Origin of the sequence: Nonomuraea zeae, assembly GCF_005889725.1 — a bacterium.
GTDB classification, from domain to species: Bacteria; Actinomycetota; Actinomycetes; order Streptosporangiales; family Streptosporangiaceae; genus Nonomuraea; species Nonomuraea zeae.
In genome coordinates this window covers 1-568 of record NZ_VCKX01000731.1, presented here as the reverse complement: position 1 = coordinate 568, position 568 = coordinate 1, and the positions used below count along the sequence as shown (strand labels likewise).

Annotated in this window: 1 protein-coding gene; it reads right to left on the bottom strand. The window is 71.7% G+C overall.

Going from position 1 to position 568, the window contains the following annotated elements:
- The coding region (locus tag ETD85_RS62650) for a nitroreductase family protein (protein WP_138699145.1) at positions 1–433 on the bottom strand (433 nt) is incomplete at its 3' end.
- Between the last annotated feature and the right edge of the window lie 135 nt (positions 434–568).

The following is a 568-nucleotide window of genomic DNA, read 5'->3' as shown; positions in this document are numbered from 1 at the left end:
AGATGTGTATAAAGAGACAGGTACGGACGTGCCACGGCTCGCGGAGTCCGGCGAGCGCGGTGGCGCGGCCCGCGTTCGCCGCGGGGAAGAACGAGGCCGGGCAGGTGCCGAGGCGGAGGGCGTGGGCGGCGAGCATGATGTTCTGGGCGGCCCTGCCCGCGTCGAACTCGGCGTCCTGCGTGCTCACCGTGGCATCCACGGCCAGCAGGATCGCCACGGGCGCGCCCGCCAGGTGCCCGGCGTAGGCGCCGAGCCGGCTGAGCTCGCGCAGGAGGTCCCGGTCGCGGACCACCGCGAACCGCCACGGCTGCCGGTTGCGGGCCGAGCCCGCCCAGCGCCCCGCCTCCAGGACCGCCGTCACCTGCGCGTCCTGGACGGGCTGCGCGGTGAACGTGCGGGTGGCTCTGAGACTCGTGATCAGCTCCAGGGACATGCGTGCCAGGCTAGCCCCGTTTTCCGCACGTGAGTGATCTTCAGCGGAGGTCTCGTGGATCGATGTTGAGCAGGTCCAGGAGGTGGAGTTGGAGGTCGGTGGGTTGCGGGATGGTCGGGGGTGACTGGCCGGTGC